General features: G+C 53.7%; 26 protein-coding genes, 1 tRNA gene and 1 pseudogene. 10 read left to right on the forward strand and 18 right to left on the reverse strand.

Features of this window, described 5'->3' with window-relative positions:
• Positions 1 to 103: 103 nt before the first annotated feature.
• The 5 genes from IB237_RS08720 to IB237_RS08740 are packed head-to-tail and all read right to left on the reverse strand — an operon-like array spanning position 104 to position 4,451.
• Positions 104 to 898 carry an ABC transporter ATP-binding protein gene (locus tag IB237_RS08720; protein ID WP_192488259.1) on the reverse strand — a complete coding sequence of 265 codons (795 nt, stop codon included), beginning with the start codon at positions 896 to 898 and terminating at the stop codon, positions 104 to 106.
• Positions 895 to 1,257, reverse strand: a complete 363-nt coding sequence (locus IB237_RS08725) for a hypothetical protein (protein WP_192488260.1) — start codon at positions 1,255 to 1,257, stop codon at positions 895 to 897. Before IB237_RS08725 ends, IB237_RS08720 begins: the two co-directional genes overlap by 4 nt.
• 59 nt (positions 1,258 to 1,316) lie before the next feature.
• Entirely contained in the window at positions 1,317 to 1,745 is a 429-nt protein-coding gene (locus IB237_RS08730) for an NUDIX domain-containing protein (RefSeq protein WP_192488261.1), read from the reverse strand.
• 1 nt (position 1,746) lies between these two features.
• Positions 1,747 to 3,201 carry a dihydropyrimidinase gene (gene hydA / locus IB237_RS08735; protein ID WP_192488262.1) on the reverse strand — a complete coding sequence of 485 codons (1,455 nt, stop codon included), beginning with the start codon at positions 3,199 to 3,201 and terminating at the stop codon, positions 1,747 to 1,749.
• On the reverse strand, positions 3,198 to 4,451 hold the full coding sequence (locus IB237_RS08740) for a Zn-dependent hydrolase (protein ID WP_192488263.1): 1,254 nt from the start codon (positions 4,449 to 4,451) through the stop codon (positions 3,198 to 3,200). Before IB237_RS08740 ends, hydA begins: the two co-directional genes overlap by 4 nt.
• Positions 4,452 to 4,718: 267 nt before the next feature.
• Between IB237_RS08740 and IB237_RS08745 the strand changes: the two genes are divergently transcribed.
• From IB237_RS08745 to IB237_RS08755, 3 genes and pseudogenes are all read left to right on the forward strand, one after another.
• On the forward strand, positions 4,719 to 5,369 hold the full coding sequence (locus IB237_RS08745) for a TetR family transcriptional regulator C-terminal domain-containing protein (protein ID WP_192488264.1): 651 nt from the start codon (positions 4,719 to 4,721) through the stop codon (positions 5,367 to 5,369).
• 247 nt (positions 5,370 to 5,616) lie between these two features.
• Positions 5,617 to 5,940 (forward strand): annotated as a pseudogene (locus IB237_RS08750) (DUF2325 domain-containing protein); the annotation flags it as partial.
• Positions 5,921 to 6,196 carry a hypothetical protein gene (locus IB237_RS08755; protein WP_192488266.1) on the forward strand — a complete coding sequence of 92 codons (276 nt, stop codon included), beginning with the start codon at positions 5,921 to 5,923 and terminating at the stop codon, positions 6,194 to 6,196. The pseudogene IB237_RS08750 and the gene IB237_RS08755, both read left to right, overlap by 20 nt.
• Before the next feature lie 36 nt (positions 6,197 to 6,232).
• On the opposite strand, the gene IB237_RS08760 is transcribed toward IB237_RS08755, so the two are convergent.
• The 3 genes from IB237_RS08760 to IB237_RS08770 form a co-directional block, all read right to left on the reverse strand.
• A complete protein-coding gene (locus IB237_RS08760) occupies positions 6,233 to 6,601 on the reverse strand; it encodes a DUF423 domain-containing protein (protein WP_192488267.1) in 369 nt (122 codons plus the stop codon).
• Positions 6,598 to 6,999, reverse strand: coding sequence for a group II truncated hemoglobin (locus IB237_RS08765; protein WP_192488268.1), 402 nt, complete (start codon positions 6,997 to 6,999; stop codon positions 6,598 to 6,600). The genes IB237_RS08760 and IB237_RS08765 overlap by 4 nt, the downstream gene beginning before the upstream one ends.
• 93 nt (positions 7,000 to 7,092) lie before the next feature.
• Positions 7,093 to 8,508: a phosphomannomutase gene (locus IB237_RS08770; protein WP_192488269.1), complete on the reverse strand. Its 1,416-nt coding sequence runs from the start codon at positions 8,506 to 8,508 to the stop codon at positions 7,093 to 7,095.
• A 331-nt stretch (positions 8,509 to 8,839) separates the two neighbouring features.
• Here IB237_RS08770 and IB237_RS08775 point away from each other — a divergent pair, with 331 nt between their 5' ends.
• Positions 8,840 to 10,438: a GumC family protein gene (locus IB237_RS08775; RefSeq protein WP_192488270.1), complete on the forward strand. Its 1,599-nt coding sequence runs from the start codon at positions 8,840 to 8,842 to the stop codon at positions 10,436 to 10,438.
• On the opposite strand, the gene IB237_RS08780 is transcribed toward IB237_RS08775, so the two are convergent.
• Complete coding sequence (locus tag IB237_RS08780) at positions 10,439 to 11,509, reverse strand: glycosyltransferase family 2 protein (RefSeq protein WP_192488271.1); 1,071 nt, start codon at positions 11,507 to 11,509, stop codon at positions 10,439 to 10,441.
• 3 nt (positions 11,510 to 11,512) lie between these two features.
• Positions 11,513 to 12,586, reverse strand: coding sequence for an endo-1,4-beta-xylanase (locus tag IB237_RS08785; protein WP_192488840.1), 1,074 nt, complete (start codon positions 12,584 to 12,586; stop codon positions 11,513 to 11,515).
• Between the two features lie 189 nt (positions 12,587 to 12,775).
• On the opposite strand from IB237_RS08785, the gene IB237_RS08790 reads away from it, so the two are divergent.
• Positions 12,776 to 13,684, forward strand: a complete 909-nt coding sequence (locus IB237_RS08790; protein ID WP_246787758.1) for a glycosyltransferase — start codon at positions 12,776 to 12,778, stop codon at positions 13,682 to 13,684.
• A 12-nt stretch (positions 13,685 to 13,696) separates the two neighbouring features.
• A complete protein-coding gene (locus IB237_RS08795) occupies positions 13,697 to 14,638 on the forward strand; it encodes a glycosyltransferase family 2 protein (protein WP_192488273.1) in 942 nt (313 codons plus the stop codon).
• A gap of 6 nt (positions 14,639 to 14,644) precedes the next feature.
• Here IB237_RS08795 and IB237_RS08800 read toward each other — a convergent pair whose 3' ends face one another.
• Positions 14,645 to 15,886 carry a lipopolysaccharide biosynthesis protein gene (locus IB237_RS08800; RefSeq protein WP_371815299.1) on the reverse strand — a complete coding sequence of 414 codons (1,242 nt, stop codon included), beginning with the start codon at positions 15,884 to 15,886 and terminating at the stop codon, positions 14,645 to 14,647.
• Positions 15,887 to 16,239: 353 nt separating this feature from the next.
• Here IB237_RS08800 and IB237_RS08805 point away from each other — a divergent pair, with 353 nt between their 5' ends.
• On the forward strand, positions 16,240 to 17,553 hold the full coding sequence (locus tag IB237_RS08805) for an O-antigen ligase family protein (RefSeq protein ID WP_371815300.1): 1,314 nt from the start codon (positions 16,240 to 16,242) through the stop codon (positions 17,551 to 17,553).
• Positions 17,546 to 18,322: a polysaccharide deacetylase family protein gene (locus tag IB237_RS08810; RefSeq protein WP_192488275.1), complete on the forward strand. Its 777-nt coding sequence runs from the start codon at positions 17,546 to 17,548 to the stop codon at positions 18,320 to 18,322. The genes IB237_RS08805 and IB237_RS08810 overlap by 8 nt, the downstream gene beginning before the upstream one ends.
• Positions 18,323 to 18,332: 10 nt before the next feature.
• Here the strand turns inward: IB237_RS08810 and IB237_RS08815 are convergent, their stop codons facing one another.
• From IB237_RS08815 to IB237_RS08825, 3 genes are all read right to left on the reverse strand, one after another.
• Complete coding sequence (locus IB237_RS08815; protein ID WP_192488276.1) at positions 18,333 to 18,542, reverse strand: hypothetical protein; 210 nt, start codon at positions 18,540 to 18,542, stop codon at positions 18,333 to 18,335.
• A gap of 178 nt (positions 18,543 to 18,720) precedes the next feature.
• Entirely contained in the window at positions 18,721 to 19,584 is an 864-nt protein-coding gene (locus tag IB237_RS08820; protein WP_192488277.1) for a WecB/TagA/CpsF family glycosyltransferase, read from the reverse strand.
• 410 nt (positions 19,585 to 19,994) lie between these two features.
• Entirely contained in the window at positions 19,995 to 20,504 is a 510-nt protein-coding gene (locus IB237_RS08825) for a MarR family winged helix-turn-helix transcriptional regulator (protein WP_192488278.1), read from the reverse strand.
• Positions 20,505 to 20,844: 340 nt separating this feature from the next.
• Between IB237_RS08825 and IB237_RS08830 the strand changes: the two genes are divergently transcribed.
• Positions 20,845 to 20,921, forward strand: a tRNA-Arg gene (locus IB237_RS08830).
• A gap of 778 nt (positions 20,922 to 21,699) precedes the next feature.
• On the opposite strand, the gene IB237_RS08835 is transcribed toward IB237_RS08830, so the two are convergent.
• From IB237_RS08835 to IB237_RS08850, 4 genes are all read right to left on the reverse strand, one after another.
• A complete protein-coding gene (locus IB237_RS08835; RefSeq protein ID WP_192488904.1) occupies positions 21,700 to 21,906 on the reverse strand; it encodes a hypothetical protein in 207 nt (68 codons plus the stop codon).
• A 242-nt stretch (positions 21,907 to 22,148) separates the two neighbouring features.
• A complete protein-coding gene (locus IB237_RS08840) occupies positions 22,149 to 22,286 on the reverse strand; it encodes a DUF1127 domain-containing protein (RefSeq protein WP_192488279.1) in 138 nt (45 codons plus the stop codon).
• 191 nt (positions 22,287 to 22,477) lie between these two features.
• Entirely contained in the window at positions 22,478 to 23,686 is a 1,209-nt protein-coding gene (locus tag IB237_RS08845; RefSeq protein ID WP_192488280.1) for a TIGR03862 family flavoprotein, read from the reverse strand.
• A 154-nt stretch (positions 23,687 to 23,840) separates the two neighbouring features.
• Positions 23,841 to 24,521, reverse strand: coding sequence for a GntR family transcriptional regulator (locus tag IB237_RS08850; protein WP_192488281.1), 681 nt, complete (start codon positions 24,519 to 24,521; stop codon positions 23,841 to 23,843).
• 255 nt (positions 24,522 to 24,776) lie between these two features.
• On the opposite strand from IB237_RS08850, the gene IB237_RS08855 reads away from it, so the two are divergent.
• On the forward strand, positions 24,777 to 25,895 hold the full coding sequence (locus IB237_RS08855) for a mandelate racemase/muconate lactonizing enzyme family protein (protein WP_192488282.1): 1,119 nt from the start codon (positions 24,777 to 24,779) through the stop codon (positions 25,893 to 25,895).
• The last annotated feature ends 136 nt before the right edge of the window (positions 25,896 to 26,031 follow it).

Raw genomic sequence — 26,031 nt, forward strand, 5'->3', positions numbered from 1 at the left:
AGCCCTCGAGGTGTTGCGAGGTGAGGATAAATGGGGGGAAGAGGGGTGTGATGAGAATTCTTTGGAGGTGGGAAGGCTGGCGAGAAACAAGGCGGAAAACAGACTATTCCTCATAGCTGTGCCCTGCTTTCAGACCTTCCCGGACCCGGTGGGCGATTTCCAGGAATTCCGGGCTCTCGCGAATATCGAGTGGCCGTTCGCGTGGAAGGGTTGATTCAATGACGTCGGTCACGCGGCCGGGCCGCGGTGACATGACAACGATCTTGGTGGAGAGGTAGACCGCTTCCGGAATGGAGTGGGTGACGAAACAGATGGTTTTGTCGGTGCTGTCCCAAAGCTTCAAAAGCTGTTCGTTGAGGTGGTCGCGCACGATTTCATCCAACGCGCCAAATGGTTCGTCCATCAGCAGAAGATCGGCGTCGAAGGCCAATGCGCGGGCGATCGAGGCGCGTTGCTGCATGCCGCCGGAAAGCTGCCATGGATATTTTTTGCCAAAGCCATTGAGGTTGACGAGGTTCAGCGTGCGCTCAATGCGGCTCTGCTGCTCGGCCTTGGTGTAGCCCATGATTTCCAGCGGCAAGGCGATGTTTTTTTCGATGCTGCGCCAGGGGTAAAGGGCGGCGGCCTGAAATACATAACCGTAGGAGCGATCCTTGCGGGCATTTTCCGGTGTCGTGCCATTGACGGTGATATCGCCAGAGGTGTGTTTTTCCAGATCGGCGATCACTCGCAAAAATGTCGTCTTGCCACAACCGGATGGGCCAATGAAGGAGACAAAATCTCCTTTCTTGACCTCAAGATTGACGTTGGAGAGAGCGTGCACCGGACCATCACCCGTTTCAAAGGTGAGGCCAAGGTTTTGGGCGGAAACAACGGAGTATGGAGAAGGTACTGTCATCGGCATTTCGGAAGCGGTCCCCAGCTTGTGCCATCCTTGAAACGGATCGTGTAACCCTTGGTGCTTTTGGTGAGATCGACCATTTCCTTGTCGCCCTGTTCCCCTTCGCTTTCGCATTGGGTTTCAATGCGGAAACCGGACGAGGTTTTTTCGGGTGCGCCTGAAAACGCGCAATAAGCGGTCGAGGTGGTGATGCCGTCGTCATTCAGCAGGAAGAAGATATCGGCTCCGCTGGATTCCCCGGTTTTGGAATAGTGGCAGCCTTCTTTTTCGCCATAAGCGCCATCCAGGAAGGTGGCGCTTATGGCTGTGGTGGCAGACAATAAAGGCAATGCAATCAACATCAGAATTCTGGTCATGACTGATCCAACCTGTTGTGAAATTTGCGTTTTGAGGTGTTTGCGGACTGTCCTGCTTATTACGGTGTGTTGCTGCCAAACGCCTCTCTGGCGAGCGGCAACATGTGGAACTCTGTCAGTTTCGCTAGAGGCAGCAAGCTTTGCCCGTGAATGGGAAGCCAGCGGACATCGTCGATTTCGGCCTGCGGGGTGACGTCTTGGTTGAGCATGGCGACAAAGGCATGGGCGACAACGGTGGCGCCCGGTTCGTTGGCTGCCATTTCCCGGTAGACGCCTTGATAGGAGAAGGCGCTTTCGTCGAGATCGAGAGAAATCTCCTCCGACAGTTCACGGCACAGCGCCTGACCGGGCGTTTCGCCGGCGTCGATCTTGCCGCCGGGCTGCATGAACTGGCTGGTGCCGCGTTTGCGCACCACCAGCATTTCCTGTTTTTCGTTGAGAAGAATTGCAGCGGAGATAATGATTTCGCGTGTTGTATCGTCGCTCATGTCACACTCCACTTGCCGGAATGCCTGATCGTTCCACCTTGCGTGGTGCTGTCAGTTCTTTCCATGTCGAGAGCGCCTTGCCCGTTGCCGTGAACGGATCGCGGGCGATAAATTTGCCATGTCCCTCACGGTTCTTGATGGTGTTTTCTTCAATAGAAACAACACCTCTTGTCAGGGTGAAGCGTGGCAGGCCTTTGACCTTCCGGCCCTCGAACACATTGTAGTCGATGGCGGATTGCTGTTGGGCAGCCGAGATGGTCTTTTCCCGTTTGGGATCCCAGACAACGATATCGGCATCGGCGCCAACCAGAATGGCGCCCTTGCGCGGATAGATGTTGAGGATCTTGGCGATATTGGTGGAGGTCACTGCCACGAATTCATTCATGGTCAGGCGTCCGGTCGTCACGCCGTGGGTCCACAAAAGTGGCATGCGGTCCTCAAGGCCGCCGGTGCCGTTTGGTATCTTGCGAAAATCACCAATGCCATTGCGTTTCTGCTCTGTTGTGAAGGCGCAGTGGTCGGTAGCAACACACGACAGTGAGCCGCTGGATAGGCCAGCCCACAGGCTATCCTGATGTTGTTTGTTTCGGAATGGTGGTGACATGACGCGGCGGGCGGCATGATCCCAGTCCTTGTCGAAATATTCGCTTTCATCCAAAACTAGGTGCTGGATCAGCGGTTCACCATAAGCACGCATCCCCTTCTGGCGGGCGCGCCGGATCGCTTCATGGCTTTGTTCACAGGAGGTGTGCACGATATAGACAGGCGAGCCCGCCATGTCCGCGATGACGATGGCGCGGTTGGTGGCCTCACCTTCAACCTCGGGCGGTCGGGAATAGGCGTGGGCTTCCGGTCCGGAATTGCCTTCTGCAATCAGTTTTTCCTGCATCTGGGCAACGATGTCGCCGTTTTCAGCATGTACGAAGGGTAGGGCGCCCAGTTCAGCGCATCGCTGGAAGGAGGCAAACATCTCGTCATCATTGACCATCAATGCGCCTTTGTAGGCCATGAAGTGTTTGAAACTGTTGATGCCCTTGTCCTGAACGATGGTCTTCATTTCGTTGAAGACCTGTTCTCCCCACCAGGTAATCGCCATGTGGAAGGAATAATCGCAATTGGCGCGGGTCGTCTTGTTGTCCCAGCGCTGCAAGGCCTCCAACAGCGACTGGCCGGGTTCAGGCAGGCAAAAATCGACCACCATGGTGGTGCCGCCGGCCAGAGCCGCTCTTGTGCCGCTTTCAAAATCATCCGCCGAATAGGTGCCCATGAAGGGCATTTCGAGATGGACATGCGGGTCGATGCCGCCGGGCATCACGTAACAGCCGGTGGCGTCCAGGACCACGTCGCCGGAGAGGTCGGTGCCGATCTCGATAATCTTGCCGTCGTCGATCTTCACATCGGACCGGTAGCTGAGGTCAGCTGTGACGATGGTGCCGCCCTTGATGACTGTGGTCATTCTGCAATCTCCGCTGTTTCCAATACTGCATGCAGCAGGACATCCGCACCGGCCGCAGCCCATTCTTTCGAGATGGCTTCGGCTTCATTGTGGGAAAGCCCATCAACGCAGGGGCACATGATCATGGTGGTTGGCGCGACTTTCGCGGTCCAGCACGCGTCGTGCCCGGCGCCGGAAATGATATCCATGTGGCTGTAGCCGAGGTGGTCCGCTGCATTGCGCACGCAGTTCACCAGCGTCGGGTCAAAGGTTACAGGGTCGAAGTGGCCAATGGTCTCGATAGAGCAACCAACGCCAAGATCGGCGGCAATTTTTGGTGCTGCGGCTTCGATTTGCGCGCGCATGCTGTCAAGTTTTGCCTGATCCGGTGTACGGATGTCGATGGTAAAGACAACTTTGCCTGGCAGGACATTGCGGGAGTTCGGTGAGAAAAACACCTGGCCAACCCCGCCGACTGCACCGGGTTGATGGTCGATTGCAACGCCCTGAACCATTTCCAGAATACGACCCATTGCCAGCCCGGCATTGACGCGCATATCCATTGGCGTCGAGCCGGTGTGGGCTTCTTTGCCTATCAACGTCACTTCCAGCCACCACAGGCCCTGGCCATGGGTGACCACGCCAATCTGCCGGTTTTCGGCCTCCAGAATAGGCCCCTGTTCAATGTGGTATTCGAAATAGGCGTGCATCTTGCGCGCACCGACCTCTTCCTCGCCAAGCCAGCCGATGCGTTTCAGCTCATCGCCGTAGGTTTTACCGTCCGGGTCCTTGCGACCGTAGGCGTAGTCAAGCGAATGCACGCCAGCAAATACGCCCGACGCCAGCATGGCGGGGGCGAAGCGCGCGCCTTCCTCATTGGCCCAGTTGGTAACAACAACCGGATGTTTGGTTCTGATGTTCAGGTCATTGAGGCTGCGCACAACTTCAAGCCCCGCCAATACGCCGAGAACACCGTCATATTTGCCACCCGTCGGCTGGGTGTCGAGGTGACTGCCGATATAGACCGGAAGGGCATCTGGATCGGAGCCGGGGCGGGTGGCAAACATGCTGCCCATCTGGTCGACGCCAACCGTCATGCCGGCAGCTTCGCACCATGATTTGAACAGGTGGCGACCTTCGCCATCTTCATCCGTCAATGTCTGGCGATTGTTGCCGCCAGCAATGCCAGGGCCGATCTTCGCCATGTCTTCCAATGCATCCCAAAGCCTGTCGGCATTGATCCGCATATTTTGTCCCGGTGCTGCCACCATTCTTATCTTTTCCTCACCTGTTTGATCTTGCTGACGCAAGGGGCATGCCATTCCTGATTTTTCGCAATTCTTTTTCGCGGATTGCCCGTTGCCAAGGATGTTTGATAAATTGACCGCTTGGTAAACATTGTGAATTTTCTATCTGCTGATTTACCCTGCGTCGAGAATTTCAATGGTAAAATCCGCAAATAATGCCTAAACTATAGACCGTGCCAATTTTCTAGCCATTGCTGGTTGGCAATTGCATTTAAAAGAAACAGGACGCCCATGGCCATTCCACGTGCCGCGAAAACCCAAAAACGCACCCGTATTCAGGAAGAGAAACAGGAAGCAATTCTGGAAGCGGCACTGGATGTATTTTCCGTTCATGGTTTCCGCGGCACCACAATAGACCAGATTGCCGAAGTGGCGGGAATGTCCAAACCCAATCTGCTCTATTATTTTCGCACCAAGGAAGCGATGCATCGTGGCCTGATCGAAAGGGTGCTCGACACATGGCTGGATCCGCTCCGGGCGTTTAATGCGGATGGTAATCCTGAAACGGAAATCCGGTCCTATATTCGTCGCAAGCTGGAAATGGCACGGGACTTTCCGCGTGAAAGCCGACTGTTTGCCAATGAAATCCTGCAGGGCGCACCGCATATTGAAGACGAATTGAAGGGCCCGCTGAAAGAACTGGTCGATGAAAAGGCCGAGGTCATTCGCGTGTGGATCAAGGCGGGGCTGATGACCAAGTGTGATCCTTACCACCTCATTTTCTCGATCTGGTCGACAACCCAGCATTATGCCGACTTTGATGTGCAGGTGCGGGCCGTGCTCGGAAAGGAAAATGACGGGGAGGGGCGCTTTGAAGATGCGGCGCGCTATCTCGAACAGTTGTTTGTCGGTGGCCTCAATATCAAGCCATTGAGCGCGTGACGCGATAAATTTACGGTTGAAAAATACGTCAGATGAAAATCATGATGCAAATCATCAACTTTATACTTTACTCTAAAACTCACCTTTAATATGGTGCCGGCAACCCCGATGATTCAGGGTGTGTTAAACAACATAAAGGTGAGGCATGGCGCGGAAAGACAAGAAGAAAGCTGAACGTGGTGGCAAGGCTGCTGCAAGTCAGTCTCAATCTGTAGTTTCTGCCAATGAACAGGTCGCTGCCGGCCCGAAAAGCTTTCTTTATGTTGGTGGCCGCGACTGCCAGGTTGCACATCTTCGCCAGATTGCCAGCAACTTCGATGCTGAACTGATCCATCACGATGGCGGGTTACGTGAGGCCGTCTCGCGTATCGATACACTGCTTCCCTCTGTCGACTGCGTTTTCTGCCCCATCGACTGTATTAGTCATGATGCGTGTCTGCGGGTGAAGTCGGGCTGCAAGAAATTCGGCAAGACCTTCATTCCGCTGCGCAACGGTAGCAAATCCAGTCTGGAGCGGGCGCTGCAGACGATGAATGAGCGGAATACCAGCAATGAGCGAAGAGCACAGTGACAGTTCATTATCTTTGAACGACGAACTTGCCGATCTGCACAAGATCGCAGCCAGCAATGGCGAAGGGTTTGTACCTGATCTGCATGAAATTATCGGCGAGCGTGAGAGACGCTCCCGCGCCGCACGGGAAAAGACCAATATATTGCTCTTTCCCTATTTGAGGGCACGCCATCCCGGTGATGACATTCCGATCGATCTTGGCGCGGATGCGGAAAATGGCGGTAATATTCTGAGGTTTCGCGGGTACAAGCGGTAGAACGTTACTCTTGCAATATCGGAGTGCTTTCCTGGCTCAGGTTCTGGCCTTGAAGAAAGCACCTGCGGCGAGAACCAGCCATCCACCGATCATGCCAAGGCCCCCTGATGGTGCCGCCATCGGGAAGAGGCTGCTTCCTGAGAAGTGGCGTGATACAAGATCGCCAACGAAGATCAGCGTTCCCAGGCCCATTAAAACGCTGGCGGGCATGGCTGTTCTGACCGTACTCCATCCGATGAACAGTGCAATGAGGACAGGCGCATGAGCAAGGCTCATCGCTGACGCATTGCCCAGCATATAGGTTTCGCCGGTATGGGTGGCCGCTGCCGCCAAGGCGACACCGGCAGCACCAAGAATGCCACCGAGGAAAAGCGCCACGGGGCGCAATCGTTCATGTGCGGTCATGATGGATTTTCTTCCCGATTTTGCATATGCAGCGCTAGCTGTTCGACCGGCCGCCAGATGATGTCGCGCAATTTGGGGTTGGCGATGGTTTCTTCCATAGCAAGCCGGAAGCACAGCAGCCACTCATCCCGTTCAGCCGGACCGATCGGTGCCACGAAATGGCGACGGCGCAGCATCGGGTGGCCATATTTTTCGACATAGACCGGTGGTCCGCCAAGATAACCGGTCAGGTAGTCGTAAAACTTGCTTTCGCTTTTAGACAAATCCGGTGGATGGATGGCACGGCAGCGGGCTGCTTCCGGCATGGTATCCATCAATTCGTAAAACCGTTTTGTCAGCGCGCGGACGGTCTCGTCGCCGCCAATCGCCTGATAAAGCGTGATGGTTTCATCGCTCAAGACGTCATCCCTTGTTGGTTGCCGCACTTATTGCGCTAACAAAACGCAAGCGCAACAGTGAAACAGGGGATGCGGCAATTTCGCAGGGTGACCTCAGCCGAAATTACGAATGAGGTTCAAGCCCTTTTTCAACAGCGTTTCAGCGTCCTGCTCGTTGGCGGCTTCCACGTAGCAGCGCATCTCTGGCGCGTTGCCGGATGGGCGGAAGTGAATGGTGCTTCCGTCGGTCAGGGCAACACGTAGTCCGTCTATGTCACTGGTGGACCGCACCTTGCCGACAGATGCAAGAAAACCAGCCAGATTCTCCTCGGAGGCACGCAAATGCGCCATCAGGGCAGCACTTTTTTCCTGGGCAAAATTCTCCAGCCTGTCGGCTGCTGCAACGGGCAGATTATATGTTTCTGCCAGTGCCGACAGTGTCTGTTTCCGCTCAGCGGCAAGCGACAGAACCGCGAGGATCGGCAGGAAACTGTCACGGGTTGGCAGCGGCGAAAGGCTGTATCCGTTGATGGTGAAGGTCGAGGCTGTCAGCAGGCCGCCATTGGCTTCAAAGCCCATGACCGCATCCTTGCCCGCCGCTAGTGCGTCGTTCATGCCTGCAATGACGAAGGGCGAGCCCACCTTGGTGCGGACAACATCGAAGTCACCGCTCGCTTCGATACCGGAGTTGGACGTGACCGGGGTGACGACAGCTTTGGCACCGAGGAAACCAGCAGTGATGAGGCCAATCAGGTCGCCGCGCAAAGGCGTGCCGTTTTCGTCGGCGAGCAGAGGGCGGTCGCCATCACCATCGGCGGAAACAATGGCATCGAGCGTTTGCTGGTAGGCCCATTTTTTCAGGAGTTTTAACGTCTCATCAGAAACTGCTTCCGTGTCGACGGGAATGAAAGTTTCAGAGCGTCCGAGAGCTACCACGTCGGCGCCATAATGGCTGAGAACGTCGACAAACAAATCCCGAGCGACCGTGCTATGCTGATAGACGCCGATCTTCAGACCTGCGAGCGCTTTTTCAGGCAGCAGGGCGATGTTGCGGTCGTAGAACAGTTTTGCCGTCTTGGCCGATTGGTCTTCCGCTGTTCCGGGCGTCAGATCGCGGAGTTCCTGCTCCGCCTTTTGTGCTTGCGCAGCGATAGCGGTCTCATCCTGCTTGTCGATCTCACCATCAGGACGGTAAAATTTGATGCCGTTACGGTCAGCCGGAATATGGGAGCCTGTGATCATCAAGGCCGGCGCATCAAGCGACATGGCGTGAAGCGCCAAAGCCGGGGTCGGCACTGTGCCGCAGTCAATCGGCTTGAAACCCGCACGCGTCAACGCGCCAATGCAGGTTTCTGCGATAGAAGGGCTGGACGCACGAAAGTCGCGCCCGATCAATATGGGTGACCCTGTCTTGGCAAGACCAGCAGCAATCAGGTGTTTTGCAAAGGCAGTTGCGTAAACGGCAGAAGCGCTGCCTTCGAGGTCGACTGAGAGGCCGCGAAGACCACTCGTTCCGAATTTCAGGCTCATAATTCCTCGTTCCAAATTTGCGCTGCGACGCAGCTAAATTGAATTTTATTCAGATTTTTAAATGAATTAAACCCGGTTAGGTTCCAGCATCCATGTTCGCGCATATTACCACATTTTCTGGCCCATCTGCGTTGCAAGAGCAACAAAATGTTTGGCCGCTGCTAAAAGCCAGTCTTTCAAGTTTTAACTAAAGTAACTCAATATTCATGATGATGACCTAGAAATGAGGTGTGCGGTTTTGCGCAGCTTTGCCAAATCGTTGGTGCGTAAGCTTTGCCTGTCCATTTGTTGGACGGCTGAGTGTTGATCATGGAGTGTGTTGGAAGAGCGGATGTACAAGCTTGGAAAAGCGAAAGACAAACAGGCTCACTCGCCCATGGACGACGCTCCGCGGCCGCAGGGATCGCTGCTTGACGCCTATCTGAACGCCGAATCCGAAAAGCCGCCATACACGGAATCTGAACGGCCCGCGCCAAAGCCGGATCCGCAACAACCTTACCTTATCCGTCCGCAACAATCCGCATTTACGGGTTATTTCCCCGGCATCAACTTCATCGATCGCATTGGTATTGGTGATATTCTGTCGTGGCTGCGGGACGGCATCATATGGATCATTCTTGCGATAATCGCTTGTGTTGGCGCAGCGCTCGCCTATTCGGCAATGACACCACAGCGTTACACCGCCTACACCGATATCATCGTTAACCCATCCAATCTCAACGTGATCAATGATGGTGTGTTTTCGGTCAGCCCGCAGCGCGATACACAAATCCTTGAAGTCGAAAGCAAGCTTCGAACCCTGACATCCCGCAACGTGCTTTCGCAGGTGGTGAGCGAACTCAAGCTGGACAAAGACCCGGAATTTATCAACCCTACCCCGATTGAACGCTTCAAGATGTTGCTGTCCCGTCCGCCGGAAGAAGGCGACAACAGCATTGGAGCATTGCGTGCATTGGGCGACCGGGTGGTCGCCGAACGCGACCCACGTTCGTTTGTCGTGACGGTGGCTGTCTGGTCAGCAAACCCCGAAAAGTCGGTGACGCTTTCCAACGCCATCATCAATGCTTTTGAGAATGAACTGTTTCAGACAACGTCTGAAGGCAGTCGTCGTGTTGCCGATGACCTGAATACCCGCCTTGAGGAACTTCGCGTCAATGTGACGGAAGCGGAAAAGAAGGTCGAGGAGTTCAAGCGACAGAACGGCTTGCAGGTCAATAATGGTGAATTGGTCAGCAACCAGTTGTCTGGTGAACTGAATGCGCAGGTACTCTCTGCGCAACAGCGGCTTATTCAGGAAGAATCGCGATTGAAGCAGATGGAGCAGGCCATTTCGCAACAGCGAGTGGCGAGTTCTGCCATTTTTGACAGCGAGACGATGAACACGATCCGCGAGCAATACAGCATCTTGCAGCAGCAGATCGGCGCGATGACCATGACCTATGGCAGCCGCCATCCACGCCTTGCGACTGCAAATGCAGAAAAGGCGATGCTGGAACAGGGATTTGCGCAGGAAGCGCAGCGTATTCTCGAAACCGTCAAAACCAGCGTTGCTGAATCACGGTCTTCGCTGGATGCATTGCGCCAGAAGGCGGTTGCCGAACGTGCCAATGTGTTTACCGACAATGATGCGCAGGTAAAGCTGCGTGATCTTGAGCGTGATGCAAGAACCGTTGCTGCAATTTATGAAACCTATCTGACCCGTTCGCGCCAGATTGCCGAACAGCAGGCCATCAACTCCACCAACGTCCGGGTTATTTCCCGTGCGGTTGCGCCAAACTTCCGCAGCTGGCCTCCCGGTAAAATGACGCTGATGATCTTGGGTGGTTTTGCCGGACTGTTCCTCGGAATTGGCCTGGCATTGACGTTTGGTGCGTGGCGTTACCTGCGCGGCAGCTACGGATTTGCCCCAGCGGCTGCCACGCGCGCCTGATTATTTTCGCGAGAACCGTTCTATATTGGCGGAGATCAGGTGCTTGAGCGCCTTGAGATAACGTTTGGAGCGGCTTTTGGCAGCAATTGCCGAACTCCAGTCGACCATCGACGAATTGATGTCGAAATCGCCGCGCTGGCTTTCCGGGATATTGCCCGCTTCAATGCGTTTGATCAGTGATGGCAAGGCCGCGTAAAACTGCGGCGAGCGATAGGGAGGGTGTAACGAGTACATGCCCTGGCCGGTTCCCATATAGTCCAGTCGATAAAGATCCCTGGCAATCATATTGGTGCTCAGGGCTTCTTCTGCCGGCATGGAAATCGGCTTCTGATTAAAGGCGTAGGAGCGTATGCGACGCTTGAGGTCAGGGCGCAGCAGGTCGAGCGAACCGATGCGGTCAGTGAACCGTTGCATGTCGATCATGAAAATGCGGGTGCTGACAGTCGGGAAACGCCAGGCGGGGCTGTCCAGCTGCAGTTTTTCTGCGCGAAGAATGTGCTTTACCCCGGGCATCCCAACATGCAGTGAAAGGCTCATGTCGCCACCATCTTTCGGTGGGCCGGAGAAGGGACACACGACCAGTGCGTTTGGTTGCGCTTCAAGCTGGGCGATGGCTTCGCTTATCCATGTCTGACTGGCGCCACCAAACAGCATGTCGCTGTCCATATGCAGCACGTAACGGGCGTTGGCGCGCATCAGCCCATAAAAATACACATAGAAAGGACCGCCATCGAATGCCTTATCGGGGTAGTGCGGAGCCCGGGAGAAGAACAGTTGCCCGAGTTTTCGGTGCGCTTCTGCGCCATAGTCGACAGTATCGATATGCAGTTTGGGATGCTTGATCCTCAGGCTTTCCATAAAGGCAAATAATCGTGCCTTGGCTGCGTCAAAGCCCTGTCCCTTGTAGCGGCCAGCATTAACCTGTCCGGTATCAACCGTCAGCAAAATGCGGTCGACCTGATTTTCCCATACCCGGATTTGATGCGGCAATGTGTGGGTGACATGCGGCGCATCAAATGGATGCATATTGATTTGAAGGGCAGTTTGGACGGGCGCCAGATCAGCATTCATGGATTATGCACCGCGATTACGGAATTCGTTGATAACGGACAACATGGATTTCGGCTGGAAACTCCAGTCCAACGGCAATGGTCGATTGACCGTGCCGTCCTTGCGCGGATAGGCCCAACGTATCCAGCTGTACTGGTCGGAAATGCCCCAGGTGGTGATGGAATCGAGATGGCCGCCTTCCGATGCGGCCTCAAGGAAGTCCTTGACCTGAGCTGAAATAATTGCGTCGCGTTCCTCTGCCGGTCCCGGCAGTTCATGGTCCATCACATCAAGCTCGGTCACCAGAACCTTCAATCCATGCCCACCCATCTCGCTGACGAAGGCGGCCAGTTCCTGTTTGGCAATTGGCCAGTCGCCGCGCAAATGGCCCTGTAGACCGATGGCATGGATCGGCACGTCCTGATCCAACAGTTCCAGTACGAGATCGCGGAAGGCCGCGCGCTTATTGGGTGAGTTGCGGATCGAAAATTCAATGTCGTATTCGTTGAGCACCAGCTGCGCTGTTGGGTCTGCCGCATGGGCATAACGGAACGCCTTGGCGATATGGTCGTTGCCGAGGTTCTCGAACCAGAATCCATCGCGCCGGGCCTTGGGGCCGTCTGCGGCATCGGGGATTGGTTCGTTCACAACATCCCAGCTTCGTGTCACGTCCTTGTAACGGGTGACAGTGGTGTTGATGTGATCTTCCATCAGTTTTTCAACGGCGGCTGCACCACTAACTGACGATATCCAGCTTGGCAGCGCCGCATACCAGACCAGCGGATGCCCGTGCATGGTCAGTTTATTCTGGCGGGCGAAATCGGCAATCGCATCCACCGCGGTAAAATCATATGCGTCAGGGGATGGACGCATGGCATCCCACTTCATTTCATTGACGGGAGTGATGCGTGAGCAATATTGCAGGACGGCTTCGCCGACCCGCGAATCCGCCTGCATGTCCGGCAGATAGACGGCAGCCCCATAAGGAATAAGTTTACTGTCGGTCTTGGTCGATTTGGCGAAGGATGAGCCGGCTCCTGTCAGTGACAGACCTGCTGCAGTTGCTGTGCGCAAAAAATCTCTTCTGCCAAACATTATCGGCACCCGCTCCGCGTTGTCTTTTGATGGGACGGATAATAACAGACTATTGTTTACCGGAGGGTTTTCTTGTGAAATGAAGTTAACGCCCTGTTTGGCATGATATATCGGCAGTTTTTCATTTAATGCCGTAGTAACTTCCCTCTGCGCATGCTGCCGCCAGTTTTATTATTTGGCCAGAAATCACCCATGTCCGTCTCCGTCGTCATTCCTGTACGCAATGGTGAAGCCTTTATCGGCGAAGCCATCAACAGCGTGCTGGCGCAAGGTCCGCTGGCCGGGGAAGTGATCGTAGTCGACGATGGTTCGACGGACGGAACGGCTGAAGTTGTTCAGGCAATTACAGACCCGCGCGTCACGTTGCTGACCAGACTTGCCGGGCGAAAGGGTGTGTCGGCGGTTCGCAATTTCGGTCTTTCAAAAGCCTCGGGTGAATGGACAATGTTTCTCGATGCCGATGACCGGCTGCGTGAGGGGGCTTTTGCGACCTTGCTCACCGGTGCCGACGGCGCTGACGACGTCGCCATTTATGGCGACTATGAGCGGATAAATGAGCAGGGCGAAAAAATCGGCAGGCGCAACCTGATCCGCAAACGCAGCAAGCCTTCAGGTCACATTCAGGAAAATCTGGTCGGCGGCAATTTTATCGTCAATGGCGGCATCATGCTGGTCAAAACAGCAGTGTTTCGTGCGGTAGGCGGTTTTGACGAAACCCTGCGTTATGGCGAAGACTGGCATGGCTGGTGCCTGCTGGCGGCCAGAGGCCCGTTCCGCTATGTCGAAGGCGCGCATGTGCTCGATTACCGTGTCCACACCTCAAGCGTGATGATGTCCAAGACGCTGGAGTTTGCCGATTGTATTCCTGTCATTGACGCGATTTTTAATGACCCGTCCATTCTGGCAGGTCTGCCGTCCGAGCGGGTAAAAGCCCTGCGGCAGAAGGCGGAAGGTCATATGAATGCTTATACGATTGCCCAAGACATACGTGCGCAGCGATATGGGAAAGCATTCATGGCATTGAGCGATACTTTAATTCACCGGCCAAGGCAGGCCAAGCGCGCATTGCTGTTTTCGGCTGCTGCGCTCGCTGGACTGTAGGAGTTAGATTTTATGACCACTCAGGCTCCTCACGCCGTTGTCTGTATTCCAAGTTTTCGCCGGCCGGACGGTTTGAAAAAGACGCTGGCGTCGCTCGCCACGCAACAGGTCGATTTTGCGTTTGCCATCGTGGTCATTGACAATGATGGCGTCGGGCAGGAGGCTCTGGCGGTCACGCAAAGCTTTCTTACTGAGACAGGCATGTTGGGGCAGGCATTTGTTGAACCGCAGCAGGGCAATTGTTACGCCATCAACTCGGCCTTTGCCAAAGCGCGCAGCCTTTATCCCTCCGCATCTTACTTTTTGATGATCGATGATGACGAGACTGCATCGTCGGTCTGGCTTGCCAATATGGTGCGCACTGCTGAAACGCTTGATGTCGACATAGTCGGCGGTCCAGTCATACGCGCCTTTGACAAGCCCGCTTCCAAGGGGGTGGAACTGCATCCACTGTTTGGATCGATCGAGGCAAAAACCGGCCCTGTCGATATGATCCACGGGTCTGGAAATTGCCTGCTGTCGAAACGGGTTTTCGAGAGGCTGGAAAAGCCGCAATTTGACGTGCAGTTCAATTTCCTCGGCGGCGGCGACATGGATTTTTTCACACGCAGTAAACGCGCCGGTTTGCGTTTTGGCTGGACTGCGGAAGCCATCATCACCGAGTTTGTGCCGGTTGAGCGTATGGAACCCAAATGGATCATGACACGCTCATTGCGTACCGGCATCATCAACTATTCGATTGATCGTGCTCGCAGGCCCGGCCTGCAGGGAGCGGTGCTGTTGCAGGCCAAAAATGTCATAAGCCTTGGACTGTCGCTCGTGCGTGCCGTCTCGGTGTTCGCAAAAACCGGCCAGCCGCTGGTTGCCACACACCCGGTTTTGCTTTCGGTCGGCCGTGTGCTTGCCAGCATCGGTATTACGCTGTCGCCCTATAAGGCAAAACCGCAATCATAAGCCGGTTCAGGCGCTTGCCTGTGCAGGCGATGGAGAATTGCGCAGGCTGAGCAGAGCCATCCATACCGCCAAGGCAATGCCAATTTCGACAATGAAATAGCTGCCAAGCGTTCCATAAATACCGAAGGCCCAGGTGGTCAGCGCCACCAGTAGCGAGCCGATGAGGTTGCCGCTGTTCCAGATTTTTGCGCGGATATTCTGGTGTCCCGAAGCCCCCAATGCCTCCAGCGCCGTGGCTGCGACTGCCATAGGCAGTACGGCCCAGCAGAGAATGCGGGTGAGGGTTGGCAGGGACACATATTCCTGGCCGAACAACAGCGGCAGAAGTGGCGCAAAAATGGTGATGACACCGGCGCTGCCGATAGCGATAACCAGTGCTGCTTTCAAAATACCCTTGGCGCGTTCAATGGTCTTGCCCATGCCCTGCATGGCAAGTGACGCGGAGCCCGGATAGATCAGGCGATTGAGCGCTTCTACAGAAAGGTAGGAGCTGTCCAGAATACGACGTGCAATCGAATAGCTGCCGAGAGTTTCTGCACTGGCCAACGCGCCGAGTATCAGGATGTCGGCATTACCGCGCACAGCCTTGAAGAAAAACTGGGTCGAGAACAGGATGCCGATACGGATTTCTTCACGCACGATCGTAAACAGCGGCGCGCCCAGCCTTTTGGTGGCCTTGAGGCAGATGACGGCTGTGATGGCGTGAGCCGCAAAGTTCCACAGTGCCCAGCCTTCCACGGTCGTGACATTGAAGACCAGACATGCGCCAACCGCAGCAATGGTCCGGGTTATCGCAAACAGCACTTCCAACTTGTTTGCCGAGGCAAATTCGGAGTGAGCGATAAAGCTCTGCGTGGATAACGACACCACCTTCAACAGAATGAGGTTGGTGAACAGGATCAATGCTGCGGTGATCAGTGTGTCGACCAGCAGCGGTGACGTCGGGAAAAACACCGGTATGGTGATCATGCCAATCAAAAACAGCAGGCCGCCGGATGCCGCACTGAGAATGTAGGCATGACCCAGCATCATCGGATAGGAAGAGCGGTCCTGCGCCACACGGCGGATCAGTGTTTCGTTGGAGCCGATACCGCAGATTTGCACGCCAAGATTGGTGACGGCGGTAATCGAGGCAAACAGTGCAAACTGTTCTACGCCGAGATGGCGGGCGAGCAGGGCGAATGTCAAAAGCTGGGCAGCGCTCGACATCAGCAGTGCGCCACCGGACGCCGAGTAAGACAGGGCCATTTGCAGCAAACGTCGGAAATTATAGTTTGACGTATTCACGTCCTGCTCCTGTTTTCCGGCGTCCGTGCCGCACATCCGGATATCTGGCTCTCAGTGCGCGACAACGCCCTGCCAGACCCGAATTGAGTTTTGACTTCTGACCTTAACTGCCCGACGGTAAGAGAGAGTTAAAGAGCTTCATGTTTTTATGGTTACTGGGGCTTATGTATCGTATCTCTGAGAAAATGATTCTGTATTTCAGGTCGATAGCTCAGTAGTCAGCAAGATCAGGCAAATTGAAAACGGCTTTATGAACATTAACGTCACCACAGCAGGACCTTATGGCACGTTTAACTGACATGGATGATGTTTCTATGTCGGATGACGTCTCCGAGCGACCGCGGTGGCTTGTCGGTTTTTTGTTCGTAGCCGTGTTTCTGTACTTGTGGATATCCGTTCGACCATTTGAAAATCTTGCGACTGCTTCTGGCGGTTCCAATGCGCTGAACCAGCTTGTTGGCCTTGCCATTACCGGCGTGCTTTTGCTGTTTGCAGTGCGCTACCAGCTTCTTGGCCTTTTGCTGAAACCGCGCTTGCCGATATTTTTGTTGTTTGGCTGGATGTTGATTGCTTCCGTGCTGGGCAGTCAGCCAGGCACGGCGATCCAGCGCCTGGTTTTTACCGGCCTTTTGTGCCTCATCACCAGCATCATTGCGGTACTTCCGTCTGATCGCCAGCAGTTTGCGCGTTTGCTGGCCATAGCGTCCAGCGTGTTGCTGCTGGTCTGTTATGCCGGTGTCATCCTTCTGCCAGCACGATCCATTCATCAAGCCTATGACCTGTCAGAACCGGCGCTTGCCGGGGACTGGCGTGGCGTGTTCAACCACAAAAATGCCGCTGCACCAGCCATGATCATGCTGGTGTTTTTTGGACTTTACCTGCGCGGTTCCTGGTCCAAATGGAAGGGAACGATCATCACGTTGCTGGCCTTCGTCTTTTTGATGAAGACCAATGGTAAAACAGCCGCCATGCTTTTGCCTGTTACGCTGATATTGTCCTGGTGGCTGGAGCGGCACCCGCGGCAGGTTCTGCTGGTTGTGGGTGGCCTGATCGGTCTTTTGAACTTGTTTGCGGTTGGCTCTACCTTCTCCAGCTCGATCCGCGATGTGGTGGAGAGCCTTGGCGTCGACGCGACATTCACCGGACGTACGGATATCTGGGAACTGTCATTCGTTACCTTTTTCCATTCACCGATTTTCGGGCAGGGTTTCCAGTCCTTCTGGAACACCACCGCCTTGCTGGACCAATTTGCAGTTCATGAGACATGGGCGGTTGGTGCGGCGCACGCCCATAACGGTTACATTGAAAGTCTGTTGAATGGCGGTCTGCCGGCTTTCGTTCTCACCTGCATCTGGCTGGTTATCCTGCCGGCACGCGATCTTACCAAGGCTATCCAGAACGGTGCAGCGCCGGATTTGAACCGGCTGTTTGCCCGTATGTGGATCTTCGCACTGCTTTCAGCTTGCCTTGAAAGCAATTTTTTCACTGGGACTGGTCCCATCTGGTCGTCAATGTTGATTGCAATCTATTGTATGCATCATCAGGCACATGACCAACTCTGTGAGGCAAATGTTGCTTCAGGTTCTTCGAAACAACGTTATCCGGAAAGGCACATAACCCATGTCTAGCAAGGGAACGCTGTTTGAGAGAATTTCCAACCGTCTTGTCCGGCATATTCCAACGAAGCGTGTGAATGTGCAGACCCGCACACCAATCGTGTCCTTTACGTTTGACGACATTCCGCAGACGGCAAGCAGGGCTGGTGCGCAGATCCTGGAAGATGCCGGCGGGAAGGGTACGTTTTATATCTCGGCCAGTTTTATCGATACGGTCGACAATGGCGAGCAGATGGCAACCACTGCCGACTGCAGAGAACTTGCCGCGCGCGGGCATGAGCTTGCCTGCCACACATATTCTCATCGCAAACTGATTAGCTTTTCGAAGCAGGAGTTGGATAACGACCTGACACGCAATGGCGAAGTGCTTTCAAGTTTCGACCAGCGTCAGACGCCACGCAATTTCTCAGTGCCGTTTGGAAAGGCTTATTTGCCATCGCAGCCAATGCTGAAGCGACGCTTCCGTTCATCACGCGGCATTTTGCCTGGCGTCAATCGCGAGAATACCGATCTCTACCATCTGCTGGCGGTCGAACTTCGTCCTGATCCGCATTTTCTGGAAACTGCAGATTATTGGCTGAATTCGGCGATTGAAAATCCCGGCTGGCTAATTTTCTTCACGCATGACGTCTCGGACGATCCATCATTTTACGGATGCCCAAAGGAGCGTCTGCAATCGCTTGTGCAAAGGTCGGTTGCTGCCGGTTGCCGCATTCTGACTGTCGATGCGGCGCTGGAGGAGCTTGGCCTCGTAGAGACGAAGCGGGCTGCCAAGGTATAGTTGGTTTTGGTTAGTGCCTTGCCAGCTTCATTTTGAGGCCTGAGGCGCTAATGATCACAAGCATGACGACAATCAGGGCTGGCCAGATAAAGCAAAGTGCCAGACCCATGACGCGCATGACATCCCATTCGCGGCCCTTCTTCACACCTTCCAGATACGTCATGGTCAGCGAAATTGCGGTGCCGATCACATAAATAACAAGCGAAATGGTCGTGAGCATTGTCGTTTCCCACTATGGACGTTAGAAAATTCATTTACCGAGTTATTGATTAAAATTATATCAATCATGGAAATGCGGCAACATTGAAGAACGCCCGGAACGCCTGCAAACCGGTCTAATTGTCACCCTTCAAATCTTAGGGTCTCAGCCACTTTCCAGAAATGAAAAGAGCCAGACCTTATTTGGGCTGGCTCATCTGGTAGGGTTTCGGGTTCTGCCGGGGCTTCGTTCGCGGCAGTTTTTTGGCAGCCGCTGCGCGCTTGGGAAAAAAACGGTGCTGTAGCAGGGCATAGATCGCCAGCGGATTGGTCAGTAGATAGCGTTTGCCCAAACGACGGGGTTCCTGCAGCATGCGGTGAAGCCATTCCAGCCCCATATCCTGCATCCATTGTGGCGCACGTTTGTTGCGTCCGGCAAGGAAGTCGAACAGGCCGCCACAGGTCTTGATGACGGCGACGCCTTTCAGCTTGTCGATATTGCGGCTGACAAATTGCTGCTCAAGCGGAATGCCGAAGCCAACCCACAATATGTCCGTACCTGATTTGATGACCTCTTCAATGACGGCGTCTTCCTGATCGGCAGTGAAATAGCCATTGCGGGCACCCGCAAAGATCAGATCAGGATAAAGCTCTTTCATTTTGGCAACTGCGGCGTCATTGACCTGTGGCGTTGCACCAAGGAAATAAAACCGCGTTCCGGTCTTTTCAGCCCGTTTGGCAACGGCATGAACAAGATCCGTCGTGGCGACACGTTCCGGCAATTGCTGTTTGCAGAACCAGCGGGTGAACAGCACAAGCGACATGCCGTCAGCATGGATTTCATCGGCCTCGACAATGGTCTGCTCAAATGCAGGATTGCCGTGACACTCGGCGATGACTTGGCCGTTTGCAGATGTGGAGTAATAAGGGCGGGCAGTGCGGTCACGTGTGGGAGTGGCACGTTCGATGAAGTCGTCGGCCGATTCTTCCATGCCTGCTTTAACGACTTGCAATCTCGCGAGTGCAATCGTCGGCCAGTTTCTCCCTTGGCCTTTTGCATGCATGGTGTTCATCCCCACAAAATCATTTTGGATTCAAACGGTTATTGGCCCGTTTCGAACTATATTACTGCCTTTTTAAATACAAAACTGCAACGCGAAAGGGTTGGACTAGTTAACTGCAAGTTACGCCAATTCGTATAATCGAGCGTTTTTACCATTATTTAGCCAAGAAAATGCGTCTTTTGCTGTCCTTAAGTTGGTCAAATGTTCCCAAACGGGCAGGTGAAACGGCATAAGGGGATTTTGTATTCATCTTTTGCTAACCATAGCGCACAGGGGCTGTGCATGAACACATGTAATGCAGTTAGCGGGGAGGGGCCTCACAGAAAGGTGGGGCTGAGGTCCGCTCTTAATGGAAACGACACGGCTACGATAGTCGTGTCGTTTGTAATGTGACGTATAGGTTAGATGCCTTAGTCTTTTATGCGTCGTAGAAGATTGATCAGCTGATTGCGCGCCTTTTCTCCTCCAAGGCGGCTGATGAGCTTTTCCTCATTATGTTTCCAGATCTCGGAGAGATTGCTGAGCATTTCGCGGCCATCAGGTGTCATATCCAGAAAATGTACCCGGCGATCCGTGTCTGATTTTCTGCGGGCCAGCAGCCCCTTGGCTTCCAAATTGTCAATGATTGCAACGAAGTTTGCTCTTTGTATGCCGAGTGCCTCGGCAACGTCGCTTTGCTTGAGATCAGTGTTATTGGCCACGACGATAAGGACCGAGAAATCTGCGGGCCGCAGCCCGATAGATGCCAGGCTGTCATTAAAGTCCTGAACCACAGCGAGCTGTGCGCGACGCAAACGGTATAATACTGCCTCCGACAGTATTGAATAATCGACATCACTCCCCCCATAGGACGGCTTCTCGGGGGACGCTGCATACTTGCTTTTACTCTTTGAAGTTACATATGCGAGATTCCCATCCATCATCGACTCCTCTGATTCGATAGTGATATTAATTAATTACAGAATTATCTTTATTAGAACAAGTTTAATAACGAATGAAAAATAAACGATATTGCTCTATTTCTGATAGTAATGTCCTGATGATTTTGTGATTTTGGTAACGATGCCTTCTTAGCACAGTCGGCGGTTTTGTTGGCGAAGTCACGGGCTTGGCCAGTTTCATGCGCCAACCTGCCCGATAACGGCCAGATACATGCTGAAGGGTGGAGTGATGCAAGTAGCTGCATTTTCCGCATTGATGCGAAGCGCAACCTAGTCTAAGAACCAACATAGTTCAGGGCGATTCAGCGCCCTTACGGATGCACCCGTAGCTCAGCTGGATAGAGTGTTGGATTCCGATTCCAAAGGTCACAGGTTCGAATCCTGTCGGGTGCGCCATTCTTATTTTTTTCTACGTCTCCGCATAAATTCGGACTGCGCACGACATAGCGCGGCTATAACGTGAAAACGCCAATTTTTCGAGATGAAACTGTTCCAGACAGTCTGTCTGCTCGCGGGGCATTATCATAAATTCCACGCTATGAGCTTCAAAACTTGTCACTAGTTCATCTACTTTTCAGGCCGAGTTTTATTCCATGAGCTTGTACAAGTCGCGTATGCGGCGATGGAGATTTGAGTTTGTAGCTCTGAGGACGTCATCTTTGATTTAATTCGCTAAAAGGTACGTCGGATTTGGTGCGTGGCTATTACCTATCACCGAACTAGGCCAATCAAGGCCTAACTTCTGATTTCTAACGGGTTTGAACATAACCTCAGTGTTAATAGAATCTGCAGTTGGTATACTCGCCCTGCGTACGGCATATCGCTCCATTTGGGCGACCTTCAGTTAAGTTCATTCTTTCAATGCGTTTTCGACGGAGTACGTCTATCCGTATCTGTTCTAACTCTTTGGTGCACTTGGTGTATTTTTCAGTTCCCGGCTTCAAACCCTGACTATCACAGAGCGTTTTAATATAAACTAGACTTTCTTTCGCATATGGATCCACAGAGCAGCTCGAAAGGACAGCTGCAGCGCAAGCGACGGCAAAAAATACCTTCATGGAATTCTCCCAAATTTTCGCGGTAAATGCTCGTTACTCGGGCCAACTCAGTCGGCCTGGGTGTACTTTTCACTGATCATGGGATGCGTGGGCGCATTCACCATCACGGGGAGGCTTCAGCCTAGCGTGCCGCTTTGGTCGCCGGTCAGATAATAATAGAAAAAGGCAGCGGCGAAAAAAGCCACAACAGCCAAAATGACGAGTAAACGTTTTTGCCAAGGCGGGGTTTGCCGCGGTGGTTTTGGTTGAGGGCGACGCTCGAATTTTAAAACGTTTTCTGACATGGCATTTGCATAGAACAAATCTGTGCTGTTGCCAATCATCGCAACTGCAAACCAATGCGTGTGGGTTAATTTCCACAAACTGCGCTACGCATAACCTTAGGAACGGTTTGCCCTGCCGGGTTCTGTGATGTTTCTTTGGAAGGCTGGGACAGGCCGCTCTAACTGTGCGTTACCTGTCAAAGGGCTCATTTATGGGAGCCAAATGGTGCCGGCTTTTGGGCGTCCGCCACCATTAATGTGCAGTAATTTCAATGTGCGTATTTGCGCACATTGCCAAGGGATCAACGACCCCAAACAGCATGGCTGATCTGCTCACGACGCAGGCCGATATCGTTCAACGAACGTTCGTCCATCTGGTTCAGTTCGCGAACTGCGCGACGTTTTGCTGTGTAACTTCTTACGATTTCGCCGAATTTCATGTCCATCTCCTTTGTTTGGTATGACTAAATAATAGGACATTTCGCGCCTAAAAATAATGCATAAGTATAATTGGCAGGCATGCGTTTTTTGCATCCCATGCCGCTTTACGATGCTGGGTTGCAAGGCTGCCTGTATTTTGATCGAAATTGCCGCTGAAAATGTGTGGCCTGAAACCTGTAGGTGGTTTGGCTTACGTCTTGAGGAATTTCAGCATGCCTTTGGCTGCGGCTTTGCCTGTCGCAAGGCATGCGGTCAGCAGATAGCCGCCTGTTGGCGCTTCCCAGTCCAGCATTTCACCGGCTGCAAAAATGCCCTGCAACGGGCGCAGCATGTAATTTTCATCCAGTTGCGACCACGCAATGCCGCCAGCGACCGATATTGCCTCGGCGATTGGTCTGGTCGCGGTGACCGGAAGTGCAAGCCCTTTGATCTTTGCTGCGACAGCGGCAGGGTTCAGCTGGCTGATCTCAGGTGTGAGTTCACGCAACAGGGCAATCTTGACGTCGCTCAGACCAGTCTTTTTGCGCAGTCGGTTGGTAAGGCTGTCTTTCGAGTTGGCTTTGGCGAGGGCGCTGGCCAACTTTTCTTCCGTCTTGCCCGGCGCAAGATCGAGAAACAGGGTTGCCTTGCCTGTGTCCAGCAACGCCTCACGCAGCACGGCGGAGTGGGCGTAGATCAGGCTGCCTTCGACGCCATGTTTGCTGATGACAAATTCACCCTGAAAGCTGCCAGCCGCTGAACTTGTCACCACGGATTTGATTGCGGCACCGGCAAAACGGCTGCGGAAGACATCGCTCCACGGAAGATCAAAACCACAATTGGCTGGTTTGAAGTCGGCAATGCCAATGCCTTTGTCTCTCAAGGTCGGCACCCAGGCGGCGTCGGAGCCAAGCCGGGGCCAACTTGCGCCGCCAAGTGAAAGCAATGTGGCGTCTGAGCGGACGTCGATTGTTCCAGCTGGGGTCTCAAAGGACAGCAGGTCACGGTTAAAACCGGTCCAGCGGTGGCGGGTATGAAGTTTGACGCCCTGTTGTTCGAGGCGATGCATCCATGCGCGTAACAGAGGCGAGGCTTTCATGACATCGGGAAATACCCGGCCGGAGGTTCCCACAAAGGTTTGCTGGCCGAGCTCTGCCATCCAGTCACGCACATCGGATGGTCCGAAGTCATCAAGTGCCGGTTGCAGATGTTGTTTGGCTGCGCCGAAACGCTCAATGAATGCGGAGTAGGGCTCGGAATGGGTGATGTTCAAACCGGACTTTCCGGCCATCAACAGCTTGCGTGCCACGGTGGGCATGGCTTCATAAACGCTGACATCATGACCCGCGGCAGACAAAATATCAGCGGCCATCAGGCCGGATGGTCCGCCGCCAATGATTGCCACATGCTTTTTTGCCATTCCCGGTGTCTTCCTGCGTCATCAATTGCGTGAGATGAAGCGTTGTTATCGCAAGATGGCATGGTTTTGCACGTGATACGCACTGGTTTTCCGGAAAAACTATTGAGAGCCAATGCTTGAGCGGTCAAATTCGCTTTGGAGGCGCTGTCGCCGCTTATGCCGGAGTTGATTTACGGGCTTTCAGAATAGCAACCTGATGCAGCGTATTGCGCCTGCTCATTTCCAGATGTGTCGTGAGCGCCTGCACGATCTTATCCCTCTCTCCAGCTTTGATAGCATCAAGGATAGACTGATGTTCGGCGACCGAACGGCTGTAATCTCCCGGCAGTGAAACGAACACCGTGTGGGTTTGCGCAACAATACGTGCATGGGTTTCCGAGATGATCGGCATCTGCGCGGCATCCACCAACAAGCTGTGAAACGCCCGGTCGTGGTGCAGGGCTTTCGACAGGTCGTCGAGGGAATGGCGGGTTGCGAAGTATTTATGCTGCGCGAGTGTTTCTGCGAGTTTCTTCTGTAAGGTCAGATCGAAACGACCTGCGTCAAATGCTGCCTCCACCGCGCCCTTTTCGATGAGGATACGCGCGGCATAAAGCGCTTCGACATCTGTTTCACCGAAGCTGCGGACAACCATTCCCCGCCGACTTGAGGTGGTGACAAGGCCGTCTGCTTCCAGACGAAGACATGCCTCCTTGATGGGGGTCGGGCTGATGCCGAGATCGACAGCAAGTTCGTTGGGCAAAAGACGGAAACCTTCCGGCAGCCGGCCCTGAATGATGCGGTTGCGCAGCTCCTGATAGGCCTGTTCGGCCAGCGTGGTTTTAATCATCGTCATGGCGTTATTTTCTGTCAGATTCCTCACGAGTGCAATTAAAAACAAAAAATAAAAAATTTTTTATTTTCTAACGTATGGTTCTGCGTTAGATGTTGATCAAAGAAGGAGAGGAGGCCTTCGTTTTAGCCAGATTTTTCCTGCAGCCCCAGTTTGCCTGCACCCTTGCGGCGGCAGCACAGCTGCCCCACCCATGACATTCCAGTTCACGATCCCCCACGTTTTCCAGCGTTCACGGATCGACCAGGAGCAAAACAGATGAAAATTGCCTCAGTTCACCCCTTTATTCTCCACCTGCCACTGACTTCGGATTCCATTTCAGATTCAACGCACAACATCACCCATTGGGGTGTGGTTGGTACCAAGATCGTCACCGATGATGGTCTGGAAGGCTATGGTTTTACCGGTACGCACTCACATCTTGCATCAGACCGGTTGATCACTTCATGCATTCAAAATTGTTACGCACCGCTACTGATCGGTGAAGATGCGTCGGATCACTCGCGCCTTTGGACGAAACTGGCGCGCAATCCGGCACTGCAATGGGTCGGCCGCGCCGGCATCACCCATCTGGCGCTTGCGGCTGTTGATGTCGCCCTGTGGGATTTGAAGGCCAAGAAGGCAGGCGTACCGCTGTGGAGTTATCTCGGTGGTGCCCGAACCAAAGGTGTCGAGGCTTACAACACTGATATTGGTTGGCTTTCCTTTAGCAAGGACCAATTGCTTGCCGGATCGGCAAAGGCTGTGGAAGAGGATGGCTTCACACGCATCAAGCTCAAGGTTGGGCATGATGACCCCAATGTCGATATTGAGCGCCTGACTGCAGTGCGTAAACGTCTGGGCAGTTCCATTCGCATCGCCATTGATGGCAACGGCAAATGGGATTTGCCAACCTGCCAACGGTTCTGTGCATCAGCGCAGGGGCTGGATATTTTCTGGTTTGAGGAACCACTCTGGTACGATGATGTCGGCAGCCATGCGACGCTGGCGCGCAACACCACTATTCCTGTCGCACTTGGTGAGCAGCTTTATACGGTTGATGCCTTCCGTTCCTTCATCGAGGCTGGTGCAGTTCAATATGTACAGCCTGATGTGACGCGCCTTGGTGGCATTACAGAATATATTCAGGTGGCCGACCTTGCGCTGGCGCATCGTTTGCCGGTCGTGCCGCATGCCGGCGAAATGAGCCAAGTGCATGTGCACCTCAGCTATTGGCATCCGGCCTCGACCATTCTGGAGTATATTCCATGGATCAAGGACCATTTCGAAGAGCCGATCGCGGTCAAGGATGGTGTCTACGCGCGTCCTGAACGTCCAGGCGCCAGCACCACCATTCTGGCGGAAAGTTTCGCCCGCTATGGCAAAAGCCTGAGCTAGGACCGGCCCTCGATCTCAATTTTGATGTGCCCGATCTCAGCCGATCGGACACATCACATAAAGGTAATCAATGGAAAATGGAATTTCATGAGTTTTTTATTCATGTAATTCTGGATCGGAGTTGTTCCGGCTGATA

This window comes from Agrobacterium sp. AGB01, assembly GCF_014851585.1.
Lineage (GTDB): Bacteria > Pseudomonadota > Alphaproteobacteria > Rhizobiales > Rhizobiaceae > Agrobacterium.